Origin of the sequence: Alcaligenes sp. EGD-AK7 (genome assembly GCF_000465875.3) — a bacterium.
GTDB lineage: Bacteria > Pseudomonadota > Gammaproteobacteria > Burkholderiales > Burkholderiaceae_B > Alcaligenes > Alcaligenes phenolicus.
The window spans coordinates 279,129-299,596 of sequence record NZ_AVOG02000012.1 but is presented as its reverse complement, the minus strand read 5'-3'; the positions used below and the strand labels follow the sequence as shown (position 1 = coordinate 299,596).

General features: G+C 61.9%; 18 protein-coding genes. 16 read left to right on the top strand and 2 right to left on the bottom strand.

All coding sequences use genetic code 11. From position 1 onward, the window contains the following. The first annotated feature begins 23 nt into the window (after positions 1 to 23). Genes N879_RS10055 through N879_RS10040 form a run of 4 tightly spaced genes read left to right on the top strand, consistent with a single transcriptional unit; the run spans position 24 to position 4,875 of the window. Positions 24 to 623, top strand: a complete 600-nt coding sequence (locus N879_RS10055; RefSeq protein ID WP_009459745.1) for a TetR/AcrR family transcriptional regulator — start codon at positions 24 to 26, stop codon at positions 621 to 623. After that, on the top strand, positions 620 to 2,272 hold the full coding sequence (locus N879_RS10050; RefSeq protein ID WP_009459744.1) for an MFS transporter: 1,653 nt from the start codon (positions 620 to 622) through the stop codon (positions 2,270 to 2,272). Before N879_RS10055 ends, N879_RS10050 begins: the two co-directional genes overlap by 4 nt. 15 nt (positions 2,273 to 2,287) lie before the next feature. Further along, positions 2,288 to 3,472, top strand: coding sequence for an HlyD family secretion protein (locus N879_RS10045; protein WP_021446918.1), 1,185 nt, complete (start codon positions 2,288 to 2,290; stop codon positions 3,470 to 3,472). Then, positions 3,469 to 4,875, top strand: coding sequence for an efflux transporter outer membrane subunit (locus tag N879_RS10040; RefSeq protein ID WP_009459738.1), 1,407 nt, complete (start codon positions 3,469 to 3,471; stop codon positions 4,873 to 4,875). Before N879_RS10045 ends, N879_RS10040 begins: the two co-directional genes overlap by 4 nt. A 51-nt stretch (positions 4,876 to 4,926) precedes the next feature. Here the strand turns inward: N879_RS10040 and N879_RS10035 are convergent, their stop codons facing one another. Continuing rightward, entirely contained in the window at positions 4,927 to 6,894 is a 1,968-nt protein-coding gene (locus tag N879_RS10035; protein ID WP_009459732.1) for an esterase/lipase family protein, read from the bottom strand. Between the two features lie 1,040 nt (positions 6,895 to 7,934). After that, entirely contained in the window at positions 7,935 to 8,090 is a 156-nt protein-coding gene (locus N879_RS20650) for a hypothetical protein (protein WP_019726331.1), read from the bottom strand. Between the two features lie 29 nt (positions 8,091 to 8,119). On the opposite strand from N879_RS20650, the gene N879_RS10030 reads away from it, so the two are divergent. From N879_RS10030 to N879_RS09975, 12 genes are all read left to right on the top strand, one after another. Beyond that, positions 8,120 to 8,872, top strand: coding sequence for a hypothetical protein (locus N879_RS10030; RefSeq protein ID WP_009459730.1), 753 nt, complete (start codon positions 8,120 to 8,122; stop codon positions 8,870 to 8,872). Positions 8,873 to 8,990: 118 nt separating this feature from the next. Further along, the gene (locus N879_RS10025) at positions 8,991 to 9,203 is read left to right on the top strand and encodes an AlpA family transcriptional regulator (RefSeq protein WP_009459729.1); all 213 of its coding nucleotides are present in this window, start codon (positions 8,991 to 8,993) and stop codon (positions 9,201 to 9,203) included. A gap of 42 nt (positions 9,204 to 9,245) precedes the next feature. Further along, positions 9,246 to 10,121: a ParA family protein gene (locus N879_RS10020; protein ID WP_009459727.1), complete on the top strand. Its 876-nt coding sequence runs from the start codon at positions 9,246 to 9,248 to the stop codon at positions 10,119 to 10,121. After that, complete coding sequence (locus tag N879_RS10015) at positions 10,105 to 10,353, top strand: hypothetical protein (RefSeq protein WP_019726333.1); 249 nt, start codon at positions 10,105 to 10,107, stop codon at positions 10,351 to 10,353. Before N879_RS10020 ends, N879_RS10015 begins: the two co-directional genes overlap by 17 nt. Further along, positions 10,346 to 11,995 (top strand): ParB family protein, encoded by a 1,650-nt coding sequence (locus N879_RS10010; RefSeq protein ID WP_009459725.1) that lies wholly within the window; start codon positions 10,346 to 10,348, stop codon positions 11,993 to 11,995. Before N879_RS10015 ends, N879_RS10010 begins: the two co-directional genes overlap by 8 nt. A gap of 15 nt (positions 11,996 to 12,010) precedes the next feature. Next, positions 12,011 to 12,571: a DUF2857 domain-containing protein gene (locus N879_RS10005; RefSeq protein WP_009459723.1), complete on the top strand. Its 561-nt coding sequence runs from the start codon at positions 12,011 to 12,013 to the stop codon at positions 12,569 to 12,571. A gap of 3 nt (positions 12,572 to 12,574) precedes the next feature. Then, a complete protein-coding gene (locus N879_RS10000) occupies positions 12,575 to 13,801 on the top strand; it encodes an STY4528 family pathogenicity island replication protein (protein ID WP_009459721.1) in 1,227 nt (408 codons plus the stop codon). 318 nt (positions 13,802 to 14,119) lie between these two features. Continuing rightward, entirely contained in the window at positions 14,120 to 14,899 is a 780-nt protein-coding gene (locus tag N879_RS09995) for a PFL_4669 family integrating conjugative element protein (RefSeq protein WP_009459719.1), read from the top strand. Then, the gene (locus N879_RS09990) at positions 14,896 to 15,423 is read left to right on the top strand and encodes a DUF3158 family protein (protein WP_009459718.1); all 528 of its coding nucleotides are present in this window, start codon (positions 14,896 to 14,898) and stop codon (positions 15,421 to 15,423) included. The genes N879_RS09995 and N879_RS09990 overlap by 4 nt, the downstream gene beginning before the upstream one ends. 72 nt (positions 15,424 to 15,495) lie before the next feature. Beyond that, positions 15,496 to 15,936, top strand: a complete 441-nt coding sequence (locus tag N879_RS09985; protein WP_019726334.1) for a single-stranded DNA-binding protein — start codon at positions 15,496 to 15,498, stop codon at positions 15,934 to 15,936. 278 nt (positions 15,937 to 16,214) lie between these two features. Beyond that, complete coding sequence (locus N879_RS09980; RefSeq protein ID WP_009459717.1) at positions 16,215 to 18,227, top strand: DNA topoisomerase III; 2,013 nt, start codon at positions 16,215 to 16,217, stop codon at positions 18,225 to 18,227. Between the two features lie 519 nt (positions 18,228 to 18,746). Beyond that, positions 18,747 to 20,354, top strand: coding sequence for a DNA cytosine methyltransferase (locus tag N879_RS09975; RefSeq protein ID WP_009459716.1), 1,608 nt, complete (start codon positions 18,747 to 18,749; stop codon positions 20,352 to 20,354). Positions 20,355 to 20,468 lie beyond the last annotated feature (114 nt).

Here is a 20,468-nt window from a genome sequence, read left to right as displayed (position 1 = left end):
AAAACTGTCCGTATAATTTCGGAATGAAAAACCGGAATTTACCTAATCGTTCTGATGCCTTGGAACGCCGGGAACTGTTGCTGGATGCGGCTAACACGGTCTTTAGCAAGTGTGGTGTCACGGCCCCTTTGGATCAGGTTGTGTCGCAGGCAGGGGTAGGACGGGCGACGCTCTATCGCAATTTCCCTGATCGGGCTGCCTTGATGGAGGCGTTGCTGATACGGGCAGCAGACCGGATTGAAGAGCGCTTCTTAAGCAAGCGCAAAGGCAATGCCCAGGACTTCAAGGTCTTGATGCAGGTGCTGGCAGGGTTCGCGCTGGAGTCGGCTCCCATGTCGGATTACTGGAAGGCGATTGACCCCAATCACCCCACCATTGTGGGGGTGCGCGCACGTTTGGTTGATCTGGCGCGCGAACCCTTGGCAATGGGGCAGGCCGCCGGGCAGTGCAACCCGGCCTTGCAGCCCACGGACATTCCCTTGTTGATTGGCATGCTGGCTGCCAGCTTGCGGGGGCGCACGGACAAGGAAAGGCTACTGTTCGTAAAACGCTCGCTGAAGTTCTTGTGTGAAGGCGTGTTGTTGCAGGTGGACCGTAATGCTCCCGATTGGGAGCCTGAATGAGTCAGTACATCAAGCCGCATCCGCATTGGGAGGAGCATGAAAAGCCCTTCATGCCGGGCTCGCCATCGGCACCTCATCATGAATCGCATATCCGTATGGCTTATGGTCTGGTTGCGATTCTGGTTGGTTTGACAGGTGGTTTGGGTAATGCCCTGGTGTCGGTGAATTTGCCGACGCTGCAAGGGGAGCTGGGGTTGACGCCCTCCGAGGCAGCCTGGTTGCCCGCAGCCTATGCCATGGTCAATATCACCGCCAATTTGCTGGTGTTCAAGTTCAGGCAGCAATATGGCATGCGCCTGTTTGCCGAGATAGGCCTGGGTTTGTATGCCGTTCTGGCCTTGCTGCATCTATCCATTAATAGTGCTGAATCACTGATTTTTCTGCGTGGTGCCAGCGGGTTTTCTGGTGCGGCGGCTAGCACCCTGGGCGTCTTGTACATGCTGCAAGCTTTCCCCAGACGCCTGCTAGGTAAGGCTTTGGTGCTGGGAGTGAGTATCACGCAAATGGCGACGCCCTTGGCCTGGGTGCTGTCGCCGTCCTTGATAGAGCTGGGGAATTGGCACGGCCTGTATAGCTTTGAGGCGGGCATGGCCTTGTGCTCCTTTGCGGCAGTAGTGCTGTTGAAGTTGCCCCCCGGCTATCAGATCAAGGCGTTTGAAAAACTGGACTTCCTGGCTTTTGCCTTGTTTGCTCCGGCTGCCGGTTTGCTGATCGCATTCTTGACGCAAGGCTATATCCGCTGGTGGTTCAACGACACAAGCCTGGCCTGGATGGCGATGGCGTCCTTGTTCCTGTTCACCGTCTGTTCGTTTCTGGAATATCACCGCGTCAATCCTTTGCTGAAAGTGCGGTGGTTGGCGCAGGGTTCCACCATTTACTTTGCCGTCGGGGCCATGATTTTGCGCTTCATCACGACCGAGCAGAACTACGGCATGGTTAATATGCTGCGCAGTTTGGGCATGGGCTCGGAGCAGATGCAGCCTTTGTTCTGGGTGGTGTTTGTGGGCATTGTGTGCGGCATTGTGCTCAGCGCCATCACCTTTGGGCCCAAGACGATTCTGGTACAGGTGTTTGCCGCGATTTTGCTGATTGGCGTGTCCAGCTTCATGGATTTTGGGCGTACCAGCCTGGACCGCCCACAGGACTTTTTCTATAGCCAGTTCGTGCTGTCCATTGGCGCGGGCATGTTCATGGGACCCTTGGTGATGATTGGCTTCAAGCAAGCCTTCAAGTATGGCCCTGACCATATCGTGACTTTTATTGTGCTGCTCAATGTCACTCAGACTTTGGGCGGATTGATGGGCACCGCGACCTTGAGCACGTTTCAGCAGCAGCGCCAGCAGCATCATTACGCGGCCATTGTCAGCCATGTGAATGTGGCTGAGCCTTTGGTGGCCAATCGTCTGAAACAGCAGCAACAGGCTGTAGGGCCAACGGTGACCGATCCGATGTTGAGGGCGGCGACGGGCACGGCTCAGTTGGCACAGATTGCCCGCCGCGAGGCCAGCGTTCGGGCTTACAACGATGTTTTTCTGTTGATTGGCATTCTGGCGACGGGCTTTCTGTTGTGGCCCGTGTTGCTGGCCGCTGGCCCCGCAATTCAGTCCAGACGAGCGCAAGCCGCTGCTGGCACTTCTTCGAATTCTTAAACCTGGTCCGTATTTATGAGTCAAGACACTTCATCTGAAAATCAGGATCGCAATAGTGAGCTTGCCGCGCCGACAGACTCGGATAACGATGGCAAGCTGGGTCCGAATACTGAACCTTCTCTGCCGCCCAAGATCATCAAACCCAGCAAACGCAGTGTCATTGCGATGGCCTTTGTATTGTTGGGAGGTTTGCTGTTGATCTTGTGGGCTTGGAACCTGGGGCCGTTCAACACCACTCGCGTCACTACCGACAACGCCTATGTACGTGGGCAGATGACGGTGCTGGCACCGCAGGTAAGCGGTTATGTGTCCGAGGTACTGGTGCAGGACTTTGAGCGAGTCCAGGCGGGCCAGCCTTTGGTGCGCATTGATGAGCGCATTTATAAAGAAAAACTGCATCAGGCGCAGGCTCAACTGGATGCGGCTTTGGCTGAGTTGGCGAATCTGGATCAAGCCCAGGCACAGAACCGCGCCAGCCTGGATGCTCGCAAGGCGGCCTTGGTGTCGGCTCAGGCTGAAGCCCGTCGCTCCGAGGCGGATCGTAATCGTGCCAGGGAATTGGCAAACAAAGGTTCGATCTCGGTGCGAGAGCGAGATCAGGCTGTAGCGACTGCCGAGCTGGGGCGCGGCAATATGTTGCAAGCCAAGGCAAACATTGCGATTGCCGAAGAAACCATCAAGTCCACCGAGGTGGCTCGGGCGACCTTGCAGGCCAAGGTGAAATCCGCTGAAGCCGCCTTGGGTTTGGCTCGCATCGATATGGATAACACCGTGGTGACCGCGCCTGCAGCCGGTCAGGTCAGCGAAGCGTCTGTGCGTCAGGGGCAGTATGTGACGGCAGGTTCGCAACTGCTGTTTCTGGTGCCGGATACCCGTTGGGTAGTGGCGAACTTCAAGGAAACGCAGACGGCGGGTATTCATGTGGGGCAGTTGGCCCGATTCACCGTTGATGGTCTGGATGGCACAGAGTTTCAAGGTCATGTAGAGCGTATTGCCCCGGCCACGGGCTCCGAGTTTTCCGTGCTGCGCGCGGATAATGCCAGTGGCAACTTCACCAAGGTTGTTCAGCGCTTGCCGGTACGCATTGCTATCGATGCGGATCAGCCCGGTATGGAGCGTTTGCGACCTGGCATGTCCGTGATTGCCAAGGTGGATATTTCCGATAAGCCTGATCAAACAAAACAGGAGCATGAACAATGACCCTGTCTGCAAGAACGTATGGCATGGCCATCTTAAGTGGCGCGGCGCTGTTGTCCGGCTGTATGCCTGCTTACCGGGTCGCACCCGAGCAGGCGCAGGTAACCGTGCCATCCGGGTGGATAGGAGCATCCTCTGAAGGCACAGTCGTTGATTCGGCCTGGTGGAAAGCCTTTAACGATCCCGGCTTGAGTGCACTTGTAGAAGCTGCCTTGGCACGTAATAACGATATTTTGAGTGCTGCTACCCGCATCGAACAGGCAAGGGCCGCGGTGCAGCTGGCGGATTCGTCCTTGGGCCCTTCCTTGTCCTTTGACACAGGCGCGCATGCAGAGCGGGCCCTGGGGCCTGGCGGTATGGCAATCAGCCGTGCGGTACAGCCTGCCGTGCAATTGAATTGGGAGCTGGATCTCTGGGGGCGCTTGAGTTCGCAGGCGAAAGCGGCTGAACTCAAACTGTCTGCTACGCAGGCGGATTATGATGCCATTGCTTTGAGCGTCGCCTCCGAGACAGCACGTACCTATATTGCCTTGCTGGGTCTGGATGCACAGTTGCAGCAGGCCAAGGCCACCTCTACCTCCCGGACAGAAGCCTTGCGCCTGGCGCAGGAAAAGTTTGATGCGGGCTATATCTCCCAGCTGGAGTTGACCCAGGCCCAGTCCGAGCTGGAAGCGGTAGCGCAGCATATTCCGCAGCTGGAATTGGCGATTAGCCGTCATCACAATGCTTTGCGCCTCTTGTCCGGGGAGTTGCCTGCGGCTTATGAACAGAACGCCAGTTCCACCTTGTCGGCTTTAGAGCTGCCTGCACCGGGCTCTGGCTTGCCGTCCGAGCTGCTACGCCGCCGTCCTGATATTGCGCGAGCAGAGCTCGGTTTGGCTTCCAAGGACGCGTCCATGGCAGCCAGCCGGGCTGCCTTTTTGCCACAGGTTTCCTTGTCGGCACGGGCAGGGGCTTTGTACGTCAGCGCCTTGAGTTATGACCCGACCAAGATCTGGAGTTTGGGCGGCAGCATTCTGGCACCAATTTTTGACCGTGGTCGTTTGCAGGCGCAGTTTGATTCTGCAACAGCCCAGCGCGATGAGGCGGCCTTTGCGTATCGCGGCGTTGTTTTGACGGCCTTTTCCGAAGTGGAAAACGCCTTGGCGGGCCAGCGTCGTTTTGCGGAAGAGTTAAGCCACGTGACCGCGCGTCGGGACGTCTTGAAGCGCTCTTTGGAACACGCCCGCAATCGCTATGAGGCTGGCTATGCGTCTTATCTGGAACAACTAGATGCGCAGCGGAATCTGTACGAGGCAGAAAACCAGGTCATCGCCGTGCGGGAAAACCAGTTGCAGAATATGGTGGATCTGTACAAGGCGCTGGGTGGCGGCTGGGATTATGAAAAGGCGATGAAGCGGGAGTAACTTGAAAGAGTCGGTAGAGGGGCCCTGTCAGGTGGAGCATGTGTTTTGCTGCTACTGCTCCCGCAAAATCCGCCGAATTTCCAGAATTGCCTCGGGCGTCTCCTGCACACTGTGGGAGAACGGAATCACCAGCTCCGACGTCGCGCCGGGCAGATGAGAGCTTTGATAAGGCACCAGCCCATCGTCCGAATACAGCAGGTCTTTTTTGGGCGTGTCGTTGGCGATAATGCTGTGATACCGCACTTGCGTGGAGATCGGCATTTTGGAGGTAATCTGCATGAATGGATCGCTGTCGCGCAGGCTTTCCACGCCATTGGGCAGGATCAGCATCTCGTCTTTGGCGGGCGTATTGCCAACCGCCACCTGGCTAAGTTTGTTGAGTTGAGTCACCACCGTAACCGGCAAGGTAATCAGTGCTGCCGCCAAGCGTGAAATACGATTTCCTGCAAACGGCGTGCCCTTGTGAGGCGCAGCAATAAAGATGGCTGTCGTTACGCCGGGCAGGGGAGAGAAGTGCACCACATTGCCAAACTCCTGATTCATTTTGGCGATGCTGACATCATCCATTTGATAACGGTCGCGGGCCGCGTCTTCCAGTAGATTGTCGGACGAGGACACCAGCAAACGTCCCAGCACACCGCCCATGCTATGGCCGATCACCACGATATTGTTTGAGGCAATGGCCTTCCTGTCCGGATCAAAATGCCGGAAGGTTTCTGTCAGGGCTTTGCGAATCTCGGCATTGTTGTAGGGCAGGGGCAGATTGGTTGGATAGTAGACCTGCCAGATCTGATAGCGATCCCGTAACTCCTCATCGCCCAGCACCTCATTGGCGACGTTAATCCAAGCTTCCGGGCTGCTGGCCAGGCCGTGCAGCATGATGATGACGCGGCGATTCGGGTCATAGGGTTGCAGCAGGAACACATGCGGGGATTCAATACCACCGTCCCGTCCCAGGACGGTGCGCAAAGCCTGGGTCGAGAAGTCCGAGCGCGCCAGCCATAGCCCGTAGGCAGAGGTGTAATTGGCCGCCAAGGGCACTTGCACGTCTTTCAGCTTGACGCTGGTTTGCTGGTACGGATCGTAGCCAATAATGGTGGCGTCGCGAGTTTGCAGAACCTGGGACAGGGTTTCGCCGGGGAAAGTAATAATCCCCGTGACAGCCTGGAAAGGCGGTTCGCTGTAGGTGCTTTGAAAGCTGTTCGGCGTGACATCCTTTGACTCGTTCACGACCACCATCTCGGCTCCAAAACCGTCGCGCCGATAAATGCTGCGCACCCCGCGGAATGTTAATTGGGAGGCCGGAATCAGCTCATGGGGCTGAGGGGCGGTGGCATCGCGTACCTGGGACAGATCACCACGAATACGCCACCGACCAATCTCGATAGTTTTCTGGAAGGCGTAGCTGGTGTCGTGATACTTGGCAAACAGCAGCATGGTCGCTTGCTGCACCGCGTAGTTGTAGTAGTCACGCACCTGGGTCTGGCGGTCTTCAAATGCCCGGTCTCCAGGCCTGCGATCCGTGAAGAACAGATAGGCGTAGGCATAGCGGGCGCTTTGCAGATAGGCATCGAACAGATCGGTCGAGAAGTCTGGCCGGGCATTGCGCCGACCTTGCAAGCGCAAGGCCTCTTGCGTCCAGATCTCGGCCAAGGTGGCCATGCGCTGCTCGGTGTCCAGATTCCACAGCTCTGTCAGCCTGGAAGAGCAGTGGGGAATGTCCTTGGCGCATTGCTCGGGCGCGATAGCCAGACTGGTCAGCGTATCGCGTGCGGAGGCGCTGAGTTTATTAGTGGTAAGAATGTCGCCACGGCGCTGGGCAATGTAGTCCTCGGTGCTGACAGTAGCGATTTTGACGCCGGCGCAGCCGCTCAGCAGTATGGCCAGAACTGTGATGGCCCCAGCCTTGTATAGCCCGCTCCTATGCTTGCCAGATACAAGCCGCTTCAAGCTGGTCGCGACGGCTTGTACCGGTGCCAGGTCAAGCAGCGTGTTCCGTACAGAATTAATCAAGGCCATCACGTTCTACAGTGGGTTCGTTGACGGGTTTAGAGGAGCTTGGTGCCGTGATACGGACTCAAGCAGCTGTCCAGCGGCGCCAAATCGGCAGATCTGCGGAATGTGTCCGTGTGCGAAATGCGATATTAACCTATAGGCCTGGTACTGGCAGCAGCCGGATCTGGGCTGTGCAAAGCGTGCTTAGTCTTCTTTGCTGCGGGCGCGGTAGGTGTATTCAGTCTGTATGGAGGCACTGCGTTCGTAGGCGCAGCGTTCCAGGCATCGCTGCAATGTAAAGCGCTAATTCTTGGTGAGGGGCTAGTTTTAAGCGTGTGGGGTGGAGCCGCATCAGAGCGGGGTGGAACTATCGGTTTGCTCTTATGGTGTTTTAGCTGCTCTATACGCCTGCCTGCAGCAGAAAAGAAAAAAGCCCAAACCGAAGTTTGGGCTTTTTGAATTTGGAGCGGGAAACGAGACGTGTACTAGGACAGTAAGTCGTTGTTTCCCAAACACTTTCTTCGTTGGACTGGCCAGCGAAGACCTCAATTGTAGCCTTGTTTTTCGTCCTCGGCAACAAATTCGTCCAAAGAGTTCCACAGACGTCCAAAGAGCTGCACTCAGTACACCAGACCCACGATCGGTACATCGTCGTAGGCGACTGCCTCGAACTCATCATCCACGCCCGGTTGTCTGCCCCGCATCCATCATCGTGAAGACGATCAGGCAGATGGTTCTGGTGATGGCACAGGTCGGATGCTGGGAACGCCTGCACCACAACTCACAAGGACCTTCTGCTCAAGCTCCTTTGAAAGAACGCGCACGCTGGCCACCGCGTTTCCGCACACGATTCTTTGTCGATATATCAGGATGACGGGGCAAGCATGACAGACGCGGGTTTGCTGCGTCCGGCTGGACATTCGACGACGATTGCGGCCCCTTAACGCCTCCTGAGACCGCTGGCATATCAGGTCATACCTAGACGGTTTTGCAGAAACCGTAACTTCTCACGACCCTGATAGCGTGAGCGTCACTGTCGAGCCTACGTCCCGATGCTCGACCTTCTAATCGATGAATTTTTGCACATCGAGCACACGACGACTACCAGTTGCGCGAACTGGTGAGCAGTATTCAAACCACATGACGAAGCGGCCTTCGGTGCCCACTTCCTGCACAGACGACAGGCCGACCATGAGGTCGGTGACAAAGGAGTCGGTCATGTAGTTCTTCTCCTGGAAGGAGACGGAGCATGCACGAGAACAAGAATGATGCACCAACATCAAAGGTGTTCTATCGCCCGATCGAAGCGTCCATCCGCTGGGCCGGGCTGCTGCGATACGAGCAGGTGATCCTGGCTTCGATTTCGTCGCCAAGGCGCCTGCCGCAGTCGTTGGACTGCCCACGTTGCGCCGAGCTGAGACTTTGCACCGAACGTATCTTCGACGGCATCCTCAATGGAGAACTGCCCTTCGGGCAGAACGGCATCACGACGCGCGATTCCACGCTGATCGACTCCCCTGATCTGACGGTGCGCCACGTCGATCTGAAGCGCTGGATGCGCCAACACTATCCCGAGCAACGACCGGGCTTCCTCTTCTCCCGAAGCGAGCGCATCACCCATCCCTTCATCTCGCTGGAAACTGGGCAGGCGATGCTAGTCGAGCGCCTGGCCCTGAAATCCACCTTGGACCAGTACAAACGCCAACTGCATGAGTTGCAGGAAAAGCACAGGGCGCTTCTCAAGCAGATGGCGCCCTCTGCTGGCGCACAGTGCCTGATCAGTGATCGCGCCGAAGCCACCTACCTGAACATTATCGGCAGCATGCTGGACCTGATGCTCGGCCAGTCGCCTTCGGGCGTGCCGTACTCCAGCTTCAAGACGCAGGAGGCGGTGGTCAGTGCATTGGTCGCCCATCACAGCGGCGCCATGGGGATCGCGGAGCGGACGCTAAACGGCAAGTTCGCCACGGCCAGACGCCGGCTGCGTAGCGCGACAGTCTGAGGTTTTCCATCTTGTATGTGCAATCGCGGAGATTGCATTTGCAATGTCTTTTCCCATCCATGTCTATTGAATGGAGGTCACGCCAACAAACGCCACTGAGCGTTCAGGAGTGACCGCCATGTCGCAAACACCTGCACTGCCCGCAAGCGAGCGCCGCATCCTGCGGCTTGATGAAGTCGAAACCAAGTCCGGTTTCAAACGCGCCCACATCTACAACCTGATGCGCAAAGGCTTGTTCCCGAAGGCGCTGCGCCTGGGCGTGCGCGCGGTCGGCTGGGACTCCATCGAGATCGATCAGTGGATCGCCGAGCGCGTCAACAACCGGGCCTGACCCGTTCTCCAGCGGACTTCCCATCCTCACACGGAGAACGCCATGCAGGTCGTATCCATCATTTCAACAAAAGGTGGCGTCGGCAAGACCACCACGGCCGCGAACCTCGGCGGGCTTGCCGCCGACGCGGGGCTGCGTGTGCTACTGCTCGACCTCGACGTGCAGCCCACCTTGTCCTCGTACTACGAGCTAGGTCACCGCGCACCTGGTGGCATCTACGAGTTGCTGGCCTTCAACGAGCGCGACCTCGGGCTGCTTGTGTCCCGCACGATCGTCGCGGGCCTGGACTTGGTGCTCTCCAACGACCACCGAGGCGAGCTGAACACCTTGCTGCTGCACGCGCCGGATGGCCGCCTGCGGTTGCGCCATCTCTTGCCGGTCCTGGCGCCTCTCTATGACCTGGTACTGATCGACACCCAAGGCGCGCGATCGGTGCTGCTGGAGATGGCGGTACTCGCCTCCAACCTCGCGCTGTCGCCCGTGACCCCGGAAATCCTCGCGGCGCGCGAGCTGCGGCGCGGCACCATGCAGTTGCTCGAAGACATTGCGCCCTACCGGCACCTGGGCATCGAGCCTCCACCTCTGCATCTGCTCATCAATCGCGTCCACCCTGTGTCAGCCAATGCACGGCTGATCCAGCAGGCCCTGCGCGATCTTTTCCAGGACCATGCCGGCATCCGCGTGCTGGCCACCGACGTGCCGGCCATCGAGGCGTATCCGCGTGCAGCTACGCGCGGATTGCCAGTGCATCGGGTCGAATACCGCCAGCCGCCGGGCAGAGTCGCCCCCGCCGCGCTCGACACCATGCGCGGCCTCGCAGACGAACTATTTCCGCAATGGCGGCACCGATTTGCCATGGTGTCCGGCCGTCCGCCACACCCTCTTGATGCCGGGAGGTTCCATGGCGAACGCACATGAGCTTGCCCGAGGCCACAAGCGGCTTCGCGCCCTGATCGAGTTCGCGGTTGGCGAAGGTTGGCACGTCAAACGCACGCCTGGCGGCCACCTCAAGTTCACCAAGCCTGGCTGCGCCGCGATCTACACCAGCTCGACGGCCAGTGACCACCGGGCGACCCTGAATGCCCGTGCGCAAATCCGCCGCGCCGAGCGCGAGGCCCGATACCAAGCGCAGGGAGGCGGCCATGGCTGAGATCACCTCCCAGCAGATGGCTGGCAAGCTGCTCGCGGCCGGGTTCGAGCGCAGCGGCCCGTCAGCCTCGACCTTGAGCGACCCGATCGCCGACACACCCATGGTCGTGACCCTAGATCAGTTGCGCCCCTACGACCACGATCCCAGGAAAAAACGCAACCCGGCCTACGAGGAAATCAAGGCGTCCATCCGCGAGCGCGGTCTGGACGCGGCGCCGGCCATCACTCGCCGACCAGGTGAGGACCACTACATCATCCGCAACGGCGGAAATACGCGGCTGGCGATCCTGCGCGAACTATGGTCAGAGACCAAGGACGAGCGGTTTTTCCGTATATCGTGCCTGTTCCGGCCGTGGCCCAGCCGCGGCGAAGTCGTCATGCTGACCGGCCACCTGGCCGAGAATGAATTACGCGGGGGCCTCACGTTCATCGAGCGCGCCCTCGGCGTCGAGAAGGCACGCGAGTTCTACGAGCAAGAAAGCGGCACTACCTTGAGCCAGTCCGAGCTGGCCCGCCGCCTCGCTGCCGATGGCTTCCCGGTACAACAGTCGCACATCAGCCGCATGAACGACGCGGTGCAGTATCTCCTGCCCGCGATCCCCACCGTGCTCTATGGCGGCCTCGGTCGCCATCAGGTCGAACGCCTGTCGGTCATGCGCAAAGCCTGCATGCTCGCGTGGGAGCGCTACGCCAAGGGCCGCTCCCTGGTTCAGGACTTCGACGAATTTTTCCAGGAAGCGCTGTCGCAATTCGACGTCCAGGCCGACGAGTTCTCCGCGCAGCGCGTACAGGACGAGCTGATCGGCCAGATGGCCGAGTTGCTGGGTGTCAATTACGACGTGCTCGCCCTGGACATGACCGAATCCGAAAGCCGGCAGCGCGCCTTGATCAGCGACCCAACGCCGCCCTCGACGCCGCCTGCGTTGCCGGAGCCGGAGTCGGAAACCATCGCGCGCCCAACTGCCAACACCGCGCCACCCACCGCAGGGGCTGCATCGGCAGCGCCGCCTGCAGGCCGACCTGCGCGCGAGAGCGACACGGATACCAGTCAGGCGGGTCCGGCCAGCCCTGCGGCGGGGAGCGATCTGCTTCGGGAGCACATCGTTTCGCCGGCACCGACGACCGAACGGCTCCAGTCCATCCAGCGCATGGTCGCCGATCAGTTGGGCGATGCGCTGCCTCCCGACTTCTCGGCGAGCGTCTTGCAGTCCATCCCCGTGCAGGCTGGCGGGCTCTATCCGATCTCCGATGTCTGGTACATCGATCCCGGCTTGGATACTGCCGAGCGCTTGCGCATCCACATCGCACAGTTCGCCCGCGAAATCGCGAGCGAGGCAGACCTGGACGAGTGCATTGATGACCGTGCAGAGGGTATCGGTTTCGCCTGCCGGGCCCGCACCCAAAGTCCGGCGCCGCTGGGCCGTTCCGTCCTCGCATTGTTGGCGTGCCTGGCCGGTCAGCGGCCCGCCGACGTCGGTCTGCACGACGGGCAAATCGTCATCGACCTGCCGGCATTGCTGCACGGCCAGGGTGATGCGGCCCAGCGATTGAGCGACACCGCGCTGGTCAAGCTGTTCCGGCTGCTGCGGCTGGCCCGGCGCCTGCTCGATCTTGAAGCCGGCGCTGCGGACCTTGGAACGTGAGCGAGGGAGGCCAGCATGTCCGCACCACACCCACTCAACCAGGCCGTCATCGCGCAGGCCCTCTATGACCTGCGCAATGGGCAACTGCGCCGGTGCAAACTGATGGGGTTTGGTGAGGAAGAACTGGACGCCCTCAAGCATCCCGCGCTGATCAGCGTGCTCGCCAACGCCAACGTCTCCTGGTGCTCGGTGACGGTCAACCGCGAAGTGCTCCGGCGACTACTCAAGCAGGCGCAGGACGTGGAGAAGGAAATCGCCACGGTCGATCGCATGCTCAGGCTGGGTGCGAGCACCGAGATGGTCAGTCGGTTCTATGGCCTGACCCACCAAGAGGTGGCGCTTCGCCGCGAAATCCTCGGCCTGCCCAAGCGCAAGGGCCGCCACCCCGTGCTGGACGAGAAACAGGACACGGATCTGTGGCGGCAATGGAAGGCCGTGACCGGCAGCAGGAATGTCGATCTCGAAGACGAAACCTCCATTCTCGACGCCGCCATGGACTTGGCCGAAGGCATGTCGCTGCCTCTGTCGGTGGTCTGGGCCTCGATCAAGAGCTGGGTCGATCAAGGATTGGGTTGAGCCATGGCCGTGGACGACACCGCACCACGCCGTGGCCCCGTCGCACTCGCGGACCTGTTCGACGCCGCCTTGAAAGACCTCGTGCCCAAGCCCAGTGCGCCAGCACCTATGCCTGCGCCGACGCCCGCCACGTCCGGCGATGCCTTCCTCTTCAGCGGCAACCGGCATGAGACCGTGCCGCGGCGACTGTTCCTCGACCGTCGCCTTACGCCGCTGGAGCGCAACGCCTGGCAGGTGTTCCGGCTGATGCTCAACGACGATGGCGTGACAGCCTTCCCGACGTATGAGCAGCTTCGACCCTGGCTGGCATCGATGCCCTGCGCCGGGCAGGCCTCGCATGAAACCGTGGCCCGAGCGTTGACGCTGTTGCGCCTCACCCGATGGTTGAGCCTGGTGCGGCGACGGCGTGACCCCAAGACCGGCCGCATCCTCGGCAACCTCTACGTTCTGCACGATGAACCGCTGACGCCCTTCGAGGCCATGCAGCTCGACGCCGACTACCTGGCACTGGTCAGCCAGTCCCTCGGCCATTCGGCCAAGGCCGTCCAGATGGTCGGCCTGAACACCCTTAAGGAGATCGCGGAAGATCCGCTGCTCTCCGGGCGCACATTGCCGTCGCGGCTGCAGGTTCTGGCAGAACGCCTCGCCAGCCAAGGCATCACGGCCGCCGCAAGTTATCCACAGGAGGACGCCGCCCACGATTCCGAAGAAGGAGTATCGAGCCTTCTTCGGAATGCGGATGACCCATCTTCGGAATCCGAAGCAGGGGCGAAACCCGTGCCAAACGCCTCTCTTCGGAATCCGAAGCAGGCCCGTACAGTACGTAGTAGTCGTATTAATGAAGTACGTACTACCGCGCAGGCGCGCGCGCTGGGCGATCTGCAATGGCCCAAGCGCTTCACGGAACTGAAGGCAGAGCAGCAGACAGGTGCCAGGGTGGCATTGCAGCAGGTTGATGCCGCGCTGAGACAGGCCGTGCTGGACGAATGGGCCACACGATGCAGCAGTCATGGCATACGCAATCCTGCGGGGTATCTGTTCGGCATCATCCAGCGCGCCATCCATGGCGAGTTCAATGCCTGGGCCAAGAAAGACGCGCCATCGGCATCCGTCCCACCAAACGAGCGACCACCACCAGCACCGCCACCTCAGCCGCAGGGTAAGCCAGTGCCGCCAGAAGTCGCCAAGCAGCACATCGAGCGGCTACGCAATCTGCTCGCCAGCAAATGAGTCGGCATGCCAGGCGGTGAAACTAGATGCCCATGGCCGCCAGTAGAGCTATCCCCTGGGGATAGTTCCGCTGCTGGGCACAACGCCAAGCTGTCGCAGGCCTGGGATCGACCATCTGCCGCAGCATCGGCGTTGTCCCCCCTGATCTCGGCGTGCAGCGTTCGTTAGCGCTCCATGGAGCTATCCCCTGGGGATAGCTCGCGCCGCATGCAACCGCCACGCCCTAAACCGGGGCCCGCCGGGATTCGGATTCTTGACTGACTGCCTTCCGCTTCCTGTCGAAGCTGGCCGCTCCTTTTCCAACAACGAGCAGACACCATGGCAACCAATGAACCTCTGCAACTGAATCTCGGCTCCCTGCGCAGTGCGATGTCGCTGACCCTGCACACCCATCACGCTTCCCGCATCTGGCATGGCCGCGCCGCCGCCGAGGGGCGACCGGGCATCGTCGGCCTGAATGGCTATATCGCTCAGATGAACAAGATGCGGCGGGGCTCAGAACAAGACGATCCGTACTCGGACTGGTGGATGCTGCGCATCGAGGACAAGCTCGACCACACCAAGGTCACGCTGCAATCGCTGCGCGAGCAGGTGGACCAGGCGCTGGCGAGTGTGCCGCCGGCGCTCAGCCTGGGCGAAAACCTCAACGTGCAGCCGGTCAAGCTCCCGCTCTTCGTCAACGCGCAGCTCGGCTTTGCCGCGGTCTATCTCCTGGCCGACTACGACGACATCGCCCGCAAGCTGATCCTCGCCCATCACACCGCGCTCATTGACCGCAGCACCTTGGAACGCTGGCTCAACGAGGGCGCACATTCATTGCGCAGCCTGTTCTCGCTGGCCCAGCAGTATCGCTATTCGGGCTGCACACGCGATGACTTCGCGTCGAAGAATGCCGCAGCGCGGGCAGCGCTGGAGAAGTATGGCGAACTGCCGCAGGACGTGCTGGAAGGCACGCGCCGGTCGAAGTTTGCGCCGCCCATCGTGCGCCGTGGCCTGAAGCAGCGCGGCGACGGTCCTGCCGAAGCATCACTGCTCGGCGATGAAACCACCACCGCAGAGTCGCCCGAAGCCGCAGCCGGCGAGGACGAGCCGGCATGAGCGATCCGAACCCACCGACCCGCTACTTCCGAGGCCTGCAACAGGGTGCCTTCATGCGGCTGGAACACGCGGCCTATCTAAAAGGCCTTTTAAAGCCTTTTAAGGGTAAAGGGGACTTCGAGGCCTGGGCCAGCCAGTGCTTCGCCATGCGCGACGAGTTGATTGCCCTGGCACAGCGACAGGTACTGGAGCAGGCATGCGGGCACCCCTTCCACCTGCTGCCCATCGAACTGGCCCAACAGACCACTGGCGCAGGAACCGTCTTCTTGCGCTGGCGCAGACACGACAGGTCGGCCATGGGCGTGGCGCTGTGGCGGGAGCTGGTCGCCAGCAGCAGCACACCCGTCAACCTGCTGGCCGACCTGCACGCGATCGAGCTGCAGCGCATCACGTTGAACATGCAGATCAGCCTGCTGCACACCTTGGGCAGGCAGGCGCAGGAATGCGCCAGCAAGGCGGCCGAGGCGGACGACGCCTACCTGCGCCGGCTCACGCCCATTCCCGCCGCAATGCGCGATCGGTGATTGCGCCGGGCACCCAGCACGCTCCCGGCGCCGACGAGGCACGGGTATTTCAACCACCACGGAGATCACATCATGAGCACGCATTTTTCCGGCGAAGGCAACATCGGTTCGCCACCGGAGTACCGCGAATTCCCCAACGGCAACGACGAACCCAGTCGCCTGCTACGCCTGAACGTCTATTTCGACAACCCTGTGCCGAAGAAGGATGGCACGTTCGAGGACCGGGGCGGCTTCTGGGCGCCGGTGGAAATCTGGCACCGCGACGCCGAGCACTGGAAGGACCTGTACCAGAAAGGCATGCGCGTGCTGGTCGTCGGCCGCATGGAGCGCGAACCCTGGACGGATAACGAGGATCAGCCGCGCGAGACCTGGCAGATCAACGCGCGCAGCGTCGGCATCCTGCCGTACCGCATCGAATCCGTGACCCTCAGCCCGAAGCCGCAAGAGGCAGAGCCCAAGCCCCAGGCCGCGCAGGAACCGGCTGCGCCGAAAGAATCCAAGCGCAGGAAGTGAACCGGCATGGAGGGCGGTCGCACGTCTTCGCCGCCCTCCATGCGCTCGCGAGCTATCCCCAGGGGATAGCTCCACCAACGTCCACCGACTTTCACGCGCTCCCTCATATCGCGGCTCCCGGTCCGCACACCTGCGGCCACGCGCCACCCCCGCACAAGCCATTCCATCCCGTGAAAGCGGTCACCGCCGCATGCGGCTTGTTTGCTGCTGCCCCAGGTGGCGCTCGGCATCCTCGATTCCAGCAACTCCATGAACAACGGGAATCGGGATGGACGGACATGCGGCTGTTCTTGTGCGAGAAGCCCTCCCAGGGCAAAGACATTGGCCGGATTCTCGGTGCCACGCAGCGCGCTGAAGGCTGCCTCAACGGTTCCGGCGTCACCGTCACCTGGTGCATCGGCCATCTCGTAGAAGCCGCAGCGCCCGAAGCCTACGACGAGCAGTTGAAGCGCTGGTCCATCGAGCAGTTGCCCATCATTCCTCAGCACTGGCGGGTCGAGGTCAAACCGAAGACCGCCACGCAGTTCAAGGTCGTCAAGGCGCTTCTGGCTAAGGCGACCCAGCTTGTCATCGCCACAGATGCCGACCGCGAGGGCGAGTTGATCGCCCGCGAGATCATCGACCTGTGCGGCTACCGCGGCCCCATCGAACGGCTGTGGTTGTCGGCGCTCAACGATGCTTCCATCCGCGCGGCACTCGGCAAGCTCCGGCCATCGGCCGAGACGTTGCCGATGTACTACTCGGCGCTGGCACGCTCTCGGGCGGACTGGCTCGTCGGCATGAACCTCAGCCGCTTGTTCACGGTGCTGGGACGACAGGCTGGCTACGACGGCGTGCTGTCGGTCGGCCGCGTCCAGACCCCCACGCTCAAACTGGTCGTGGACCGCGACCGCGAGATCGCCGCCTTCGTGTCCGTGCCGTACTGGGCCATCGACGTGTCCCTGTCCGCTGGTGGCCAGGCTTTCACCGCGCAGTGGGTTCCCCCGAACACATGCACCGACGACGCCGGCCGCTGCCTGCAGCAGCCCATCGCGCAGCACGCCGCGCAGCAGATCCGCGCCGCGGACAGCGCCCAGGTGGTGGCGGTCGAAACCGAGCGCGTGCGGGAAGGCCCGCCGCTGCCGTTCGACCTGGGGACCTTGCAGGAGGTGTGTTCCAGGCAGCTTGGGCTCGATGTGCAGGAGACCTTAGACATTGCTCAGGCCCTATACGAGACGCACAAGGCCACGACGTACCCGCGCTCCGATTCGGGCTACCTGCCCGAAAGCATGTTCGCCGAGGTGCCAACGGTCCTCGACAGCCTGGTCAAGACCGATCCCTTGCTGCGACCGATCATGGACCAGCTCGACCGCACTCAACGCTCACGCGCCTGGAACGACGCGAAGGTGTCTGCTCACCACGGCATCATCCCGACGCTCGAACCGGCGAACCTCTCGACCATGAGTGAGAAAGAACTGGCAGTGTATCGGCTGATCCGGGCGCATTACCTGGCGCAATTCCTTCCTCACCACGAGTTCGACCGCACTGTGGCGAACCTCTCCTGCGGCCAGCAGACGCTGGCGGCCACCGGCAAGCAGGTCGTCGTCAAGGGTTGGCACCTGGTGCTGGCCGAACCGCAATCCGAGGAGGATGGCGACCCTGCGGCGCGCAGCCAGGTACTGCCCGCGCTGCGCGAGGGCCTGGCATGTCAGGTGGCCGACGTCGATCTGAAGGCGCTCAAGACGCTGCCCCCTCGACCCTATACGCAGGGCGAGTTGGTCAAGTCCATGAAGGGCGTCGCCAAACTGGTCTCGGACCCGCGCCTGAAACAGAAGCTCAAGGATACGGTCGGCATCGGCACCGAAGCGACGCGGGCCAACATCATCAGTGGCCTGCTGACGCGGGGCTACCTCGTGAAGAAGGGCCGCGCCATCCGTGCCTCGGATGCGGCCTTCACCCTGATCGACGCGGTGCCCACAGCGATTGCCGACCCAGGGACAACCGCCGTCTGGGAACAGGCGCTGGACATGATCGAAGCTGGACAGCTCACGCTGGACGTATTCATCGGCAAGCAGGCTGCATGGATCTCACAGTTGATCGCGCAGTACGGCAGCACGTCCCTGTCCATCAAGGTTCCCCACGGACCGCCTTGCCCACAGTGCGGCGCACCGACGCGCCAGCGCACCGGCAAGAGCGGCCCATTCTGGTCGTGCAGTCGCTACCCCGACTGCAAAGGCACGCTGCCGGTCGAATCCGGCACGTCCAGGCGTGGTGCCTCGCGCCCGCGCCGCAGCGGCCGCAAAGGCTCCTGACCGACCCCGTTCCCCGTGAGCCGTGCCCGCCATCGGCGGCGCGGCCTGTGTTCCGCACGCCCTGCGGGACGCCCAGCGCGCAACGCCTTCTTGTCCGTGTGCGCGTCCCGCCTGGCCGTCCCCGGCCGCGGGACCTGAAGGTAGCTTCTCCGCGAACCGCCTCCTGCGCGTTCTGCTGATCTGCATTTCTCCCGCCTCTGCGAAGGGTCCCCCGGTGGCTTGCCAAGCTGCGCGAGCCACCCGGAGACCCTTCGTGGTCAGCGGTATTCGGTGCCGGTGCCCGCCGGCGCAAAAACGGGCTCCCTTTGTGCGCGGATGTGCGCCAGACGATGCCGGCGCGAACCACGACATGCGCCGGGTGTGATTGCTGATGAGCAGACGGTTCTAGCGACGACCGGGCCTGCACCAGCCCACGGGTGGTTCTGTCCTCCCGAGCCGAAGGCCGCAGGGCCTTCGGCGCCTTTCTCCTGCCTATCAACGTCCCGGCCCGCCCCGGGCCACACGAACAGGAGACCCGACATGAACCCGCAACCTTGCACCCTTCGCGGTGCGCCCCAGGCCGCGCCACTGCTGTACGGCAGCGTGTGCAGCGGCATCGAGGCCGTGAGCCTCGCATGGCAACCCCTCGGCCTCAAAGCCGCGTGGTTCGCCGAGATCGAGCCGTTCCCGAGCGCCGTGCTCGCCCACCGTTACCCCCATGTGCCCAACCTGGGCGACATGACCGCGATCGCCCGTCAGGTGCGCGCCGGCATCGTGCCGGCGCCCGACATCCTGGTCGGCGGCACGCCGTGCCAGTCGTTCAGCGTTGCCGGCGCGCGCCAGGGGCTGAACGACCCGCGCGGCGCCTTGACCCTTGCCTATGTGGAGCTTGCAAATGCCATCGACCAAACCCGCCACCAAGACCGCCGCCCGCCGGCAACGCTCGTCTGGGAAAACGTCCCCGGCGTCCTCAACGACCGCAGCAATGCCTTCGGGCATTTCCTGGGAGCACTGGCCGGAGAAAGCCGTGCGCTCCAGCCGCCAGGGGAAAAATGGGCGCACGCTGGTTGTGTGTCTGGACCCCGCCGCCGCATCGCCTGGCGCGTGCTCGACGCTCAATATTTCGGTGTCGCCCAACGCCGCAAGCGCGTGTTTCTTGTGGCATGTGGTGGTGATGACCTCGATCCCTCCGAAGTACTTTTTGAGCGCACAGGCCTGCGCGGGGATTCTTCTGCGGGCCGCGCGCCGTGGCAAGAAGCTGCCCGCGCTGCTGGATCGGGTGCTGCTGCAGCAGGCGGATACGCAGGATTCGCTGGACTGAACCAGCCCTACGGCAAGGTCACGACGACGTTCGGATTCAGCGGCGGCATCGGCCCCGTCGATGTTGCGGCATGCCTGATGGCCGCGGGTCCCAAGCACGACATCCGCACCGAGACGTTCATGGTGCAGTCCATCGCCGGCAGCATCGCCCACACCCTCGACACCGCCAACAACGGCAAGGGCAGCAGCGAGGACGGTACGGGAAAGGGCGTGCCGATCATCGCCTTCACCGCCCAGGGCAGCGGCGCGGACGCCACGATCGACCTGACGCCGACGCTGCGTGCCGGCGGGCATCGCAACAGCCATGCGAACGCAGGCGTCGTACCCGCCATCGCCTTCGCGCAGAACAACCGCGGCGAAGTGCGCTTCGAGTCGGGGCATGGACAGGTGTCTTGCACCGTCCTGTCCAACGGCAAGCCGGGCTACGGTGTGCCGATGGTGGCCTGCGTTGCCCTGCGGGGACGGACGCAGGGTCTTGCCGCCGAACTGGGCGGAAGCGTTGCAGCGGCGTTGCGTACCAGCGGCGGCGGCGCAGACAAGCCCCATGTCCTGGCCCCCGACTTCGAGGCACATTTCCGCTACGACTGGAATGAATCCGGTGCAGCGGACTGGTCGCAATGGCGGGTGCGGCGGCTGATGCCCATGGAGTGCGAGCGGCTGCAGGGCATGCCCGACGACTACACGCTGATCCCGTATCGCGGCAAGCCTGCCGCAGACGCTCCGCGCTACAAGGCGATTGGCAACTCCATGGCCGTCCCGTGCATGGCTTGGCTGGGCAACCGGCTGGTGCAGTGCCTGCACAAGACGGACTTGACCGATTCGGATTGATCGACGACGCAGCCTGCCGGCCGCGCCATTCTCTCCCTGCATTGCCGATGTATCGGCAGCAGCCCGCAGCCAGGGTGTCAAGGCTGCCGTGGGTTCCGCCCACGCCACCCACCA

Coding starts and splice junctions, on each gene's coding strand:
- N879_RS10015 (WP_019726333.1), top strand. CDS start 10,105: ATGGCGAACGCACATGAGCTTGCCCGAGGCCACAAGCGGCTTCGCGCC.
- N879_RS10050 (WP_009459744.1), top strand. CDS start 620: ATGAGTCAGTACATCAAGCCGCATCCGCATTGGGAGGAGCATGAAAAG.
- N879_RS09985 (WP_019726334.1), top strand. CDS start 15,496: ATGAGCACGCATTTTTCCGGCGAAGGCAACATCGGTTCGCCACCGGAG.
- N879_RS10005 (WP_009459723.1), top strand. CDS start 12,011: ATGTCCGCACCACACCCACTCAACCAGGCCGTCATCGCGCAGGCCCTC.
- N879_RS09975 (WP_009459716.1), top strand. CDS start 18,747: ATGAACCCGCAACCTTGCACCCTTCGCGGTGCGCCCCAGGCCGCGCCA.
- N879_RS10035 (WP_009459732.1), bottom strand. CDS start 6,894: ATGGCCTTGATTAATTCTGTACGGAACACGCTGCTTGACCTGGCACCG.
- N879_RS10000 (WP_009459721.1), top strand. CDS start 12,575: ATGGCCGTGGACGACACCGCACCACGCCGTGGCCCCGTCGCACTCGCG.
- N879_RS10055 (WP_009459745.1), top strand. CDS start 24: ATGAAAAACCGGAATTTACCTAATCGTTCTGATGCCTTGGAACGCCGG.
- N879_RS10045 (WP_021446918.1), top strand. CDS start 2,288: ATGAGTCAAGACACTTCATCTGAAAATCAGGATCGCAATAGTGAGCTT.
- N879_RS10010 (WP_009459725.1), top strand. CDS start 10,346: ATGGCTGAGATCACCTCCCAGCAGATGGCTGGCAAGCTGCTCGCGGCC.
- N879_RS09990 (WP_009459718.1), top strand. CDS start 14,896: ATGAGCGATCCGAACCCACCGACCCGCTACTTCCGAGGCCTGCAACAG.
- N879_RS10030 (WP_009459730.1), top strand. CDS start 8,120: ATGCACGAGAACAAGAATGATGCACCAACATCAAAGGTGTTCTATCGC.
- N879_RS09980 (WP_009459717.1), top strand. CDS start 16,215: ATGCGGCTGTTCTTGTGCGAGAAGCCCTCCCAGGGCAAAGACATTGGC.
- N879_RS10040 (WP_009459738.1), top strand. CDS start 3,469: ATGACCCTGTCTGCAAGAACGTATGGCATGGCCATCTTAAGTGGCGCG.
- N879_RS10020 (WP_009459727.1), top strand. CDS start 9,246: ATGCAGGTCGTATCCATCATTTCAACAAAAGGTGGCGTCGGCAAGACC.
- N879_RS09995 (WP_009459719.1), top strand. CDS start 14,120: ATGGCAACCAATGAACCTCTGCAACTGAATCTCGGCTCCCTGCGCAGT.
- N879_RS20650 (WP_019726331.1), bottom strand. CDS start 8,090: ATGACCGACTCCTTTGTCACCGACCTCATGGTCGGCCTGTCGTCTGTG.
- N879_RS10025 (WP_009459729.1), top strand. CDS start 8,991: ATGTCGCAAACACCTGCACTGCCCGCAAGCGAGCGCCGCATCCTGCGG.